Origin of the sequence: Coleofasciculus sp. FACHB-712, from assembly GCF_014695635.1 — a bacterium.
In the GTDB taxonomy this organism is placed as follows: Bacteria; Cyanobacteriota; Cyanobacteriia; order Cyanobacteriales; family FACHB-T130; genus FACHB-T130.
The window spans coordinates 1-3,024 of record NZ_JACJOQ010000068.1; the positions used below are offsets into that span (position 1 = coordinate 1).

General features: G+C 47.6%; 3 protein-coding genes. 2 read left to right on the forward strand and 1 reads right to left on the reverse strand.

The window, feature by feature from the left end:
* The first annotated feature begins 395 nt into the window (after positions 1–395).
* Positions 396–818, forward strand: coding sequence for a pentapeptide repeat-containing protein (locus H6F50_RS01580; protein ID WP_190411938.1), 423 nt, complete (start codon positions 396–398; stop codon positions 816–818).
* Between the two features lie 2 nt (positions 819–820).
* Here the strand turns inward: H6F50_RS01580 and H6F50_RS01585 are convergent, their stop codons facing one another.
* The gene (locus tag H6F50_RS01585; protein ID WP_190425591.1) at positions 821–2,395 is read right to left on the reverse strand and encodes an ATP-binding protein; all 1,575 of its coding nucleotides are present in this window, start codon (positions 2,393–2,395) and stop codon (positions 821–823) included.
* Positions 2,396–2,630: 235 nt separating this feature from the next.
* Between H6F50_RS01585 and H6F50_RS01590 the strand changes: the two genes are divergently transcribed.
* Positions 2,631–3,024, forward strand: a 394-nt coding sequence (locus H6F50_RS01590) for an AMIN domain-containing protein (protein ID WP_199291930.1), incomplete at its 3' end; no start/stop codon positions are given.

Genomic DNA, 3,024 nt, shown 5'->3' on the forward strand with positions numbered 1-3,024 from the left:
CCACCCGTCTGCGCCATCCCTACCCACTTTAAAAACTGATCGAGCTTAATTGTGCTGTCATTTACCGCCATAAGAAGTGTTGCACTCCAACGTAACCGTATTATGCTGAGGGCTAATATAGCAATCCTAATTGATATGGGAATAACAGTTTTTGGGTAAGTGGTAAAAAGTTTTAAGTTGGAAAAGACTTGCAGCGATCGGGTACAGCCCTTTGGGCATGAAAACAGCTCTCGCGAGGCGTTAGCCTCGCGCTGAAAGAGTCAGTTCGCGTCTGAGTTTTGAAAGAAAAAACTCTTTTGCTGCCTCAAAACCCAACCGAGCGCTACAGATTTACCACTACCAAAAATTTCAGCAGTTGCGCCAAGCTACATTAACCAACAGAAAAGGAGGAGTGGATGATCGTTGAGAAGGATGAACTGCTGGAGCGATATGCGGCGGGAGAACGAGATTTTAAAGGTGCAGACTTAATTGGAACCGATCTTAAAGGCGTAAATCTGAGTCTAGCGAACTTCCAGGAGGGATCGCTCAGCGAAACTGACTTGAGTGGAGCTAACCTGAGCCAAACCTCTTTGATGGAGGCAAGTTTAGGCACAGCCAATCTCAGTGGAGCAAATTTGAGCGGGGCGAATCTTAGTGGGGCGAATTTGTTTCGGGCAAATCTCAGGGGTGCCAATTTGAGCGGGGCAAACTTGAAAATGGCAGATTTGACAGAAGCAGACTTGAGCGGGGCAAACTTGGACGGAGCAAACTTTTGGGGGGCTTACCTGACAGGCGCGAAACTAGACGGTACCAACCTGCTAAAAGATACTTATTCCTAAATTTACTGCCGAATCGGAATTTCGATGACGAACTCGGTTCCCTGCTCTGGTGCTGAATTACACTTCAAAACGCCGCCGTGTCTCTCGACGATGATTTGATAGCTGATTGACAAACCCAGCCCCGTGCCTTTACCAGTGGGCTTTGTCGTAAAGAAAGGTTCAAAAATTCTAGTGCGGATTTCTTCGCTCATTCCGGGGCCATTGTCGATAATCCGGATACTTGCTTTTCCGTTGTCGAGGACATCGGTACGAATCCGAATACAAGGCAGGGGAGCCGGGGAAGAGCCGAGCAAGGAAGAATGTAGCATTTCCTGTGCGCTGCCTCTTCGCGCCTCTGTCTCCTCCAGGGCGTCAATCGCATTAGAAATGAGATTCATAAATACTTGGTTGAGGAGTCCGGCGTAACACTCTATGGATGGCAAATCGCCGTATTCTTTGAGAATGGCAATCCCCGTATTGACTCCTCTGGATTTCAAGCGGCTGTGGAGAATTAGTAGCGTGCTGTCAATGCCTTCGTGGATATCAACTGCCTTCATCTGGGCTTCGTCAATCCGCGAGAAGTTTCGCAGGGACTGGACAATTTGCTGAATGCGGTCAGCCCCGATTTGCATGGAGGATAAGGTTTTGGGGAAATCCGAAATTAAAAAATCCAGATCGATTGCCTCAGCTTCCTCTTCAATCTCAGGCACTGGCTGGGGATAATGTTTGCCATAAAGCTGTAGGAGGTTTAGCAAATCTTGGGCATATTGATTCGCATGAACCAGATTGCCGCAAACAAAGTTAACTGGGTTGTTGATTTCGTGGGCAACCCCAGCAACTAACTGCCCTAGACTAGACATCTTTTCACTTTGGATCAGAAGCGTCTGGGTTTGTTGAAGTTCGCACAGAGCTAATTGCAGATGGTTCGCTTGTTGTTTGAATTCTACTGCCGATGCTTTTAAGGCTGCTTCAGCAGATTTTCGTTCGGTGATGTCGGTGACGAAGCCTTCGCAGTAGAGTAAGGCACCCGCGCGATCGCATAATGTATGACCGAAGCACTGCTCGTCCTTAGTGTATGCCACACTATAGCTGCTTACCGTTTCGTATTGCTTTGCAGATCGCAGCTCTTGGCGTACTGCCCGTACATTTTCCGAAATCCAGATGATGCTGCCGTCTTTTCGATAAACCTGAGACTCAAACCCACTCACCGAACCGTGTTCTTGCAGTAAATACAGAAATTCGTCACGCCGATTGGGATCTACATACAGCTGGCGCTTGATGTCCGTCAGATGGGCAATTAGTTCCTCTGGTGAAGCGTAGCCGTAAATCCTTGCCAGTGCTGGATTCACACTCATGTAACGCCCATCCGGGGTTGTCTGAAATATTCCCTCGACAGCGTTTTCAAAAATACTCCGATACTTTTCCTCTGCTTGCTGCAAAGCCTCTTCCACCTGCCGACGCTCGGTGATTTGCTGCGCTAGTTCTCGATTGGCTTGCTGCAACTGCATCGTTCGCTTGACAAGCTTTCTCTGGACTTTTTTCCACCGCTCCACCCAGCTAGAAGCATCAATTGGCACATTGTCACGGCTTAGGAACATGGGACGTCTCAGAGTTTAGTTAGCCAATACTCGTAGTATGAAACCATCCGAGAAATTACTGGGTGATAGCACTCGCGTTTGAAGTGTGATCTTTTATGTGATGATTTGGTGATATAAATCCATTTTATTTGTGATGTAGATCGCTGAAATTACGGAGACAATTGTTGTACCTGGAACGTTATTTCAGTCAATTGCGATGTGGGGAGAAAAATTGATACTGGGATTTCGACTTTTTATGAGTAGATTGAAAACGCTTAGTTTGGTTGGCGCGATCGCGATTATAGGGAGCGGCATGGAGTTAAAAGCGATCGCTGCCCGGTTAACAAATTGGCGATTTGACCCAGCGCTGAATCAGTTAGAAATCACTCTGGATGAGGGAACGACGCCGCGTTATTTTCTTCTGGCTCAACCGTCTCGGATTGTTCTGGATTTACCCAATACTCAAGTGGGAATGGTGGAAACTCAACAAAGTTACTCTGGCCCAATCCGCCAAATTCGAGTCTCTCAGTTCGAGGCTGGCATTACCCGAATAGTGCTGGATCTCGCACCAGAGGTAGTTTTATCCCCCCAACAAGTGCAATTGCAAGTAGAACCTGGGAATCGCTGGGTATTGCGTCCCCTGATTGCTG

Bases quoted from the DNA above. Each gene is read 5' to 3' on its own strand.
- H6F50_RS01580 (WP_190411938.1), top strand. From the start codon at position 396: ATGATCGTTGAGAAGGATGAACTGCTGGAGCGATATGCGGCGGGAGAA.
- H6F50_RS01585 (WP_190425591.1), bottom strand. From the start codon at position 2,395: ATGTTCCTAAGCCGTGACAATGTGCCAATTGATGCTTCTAGCTGGGTG.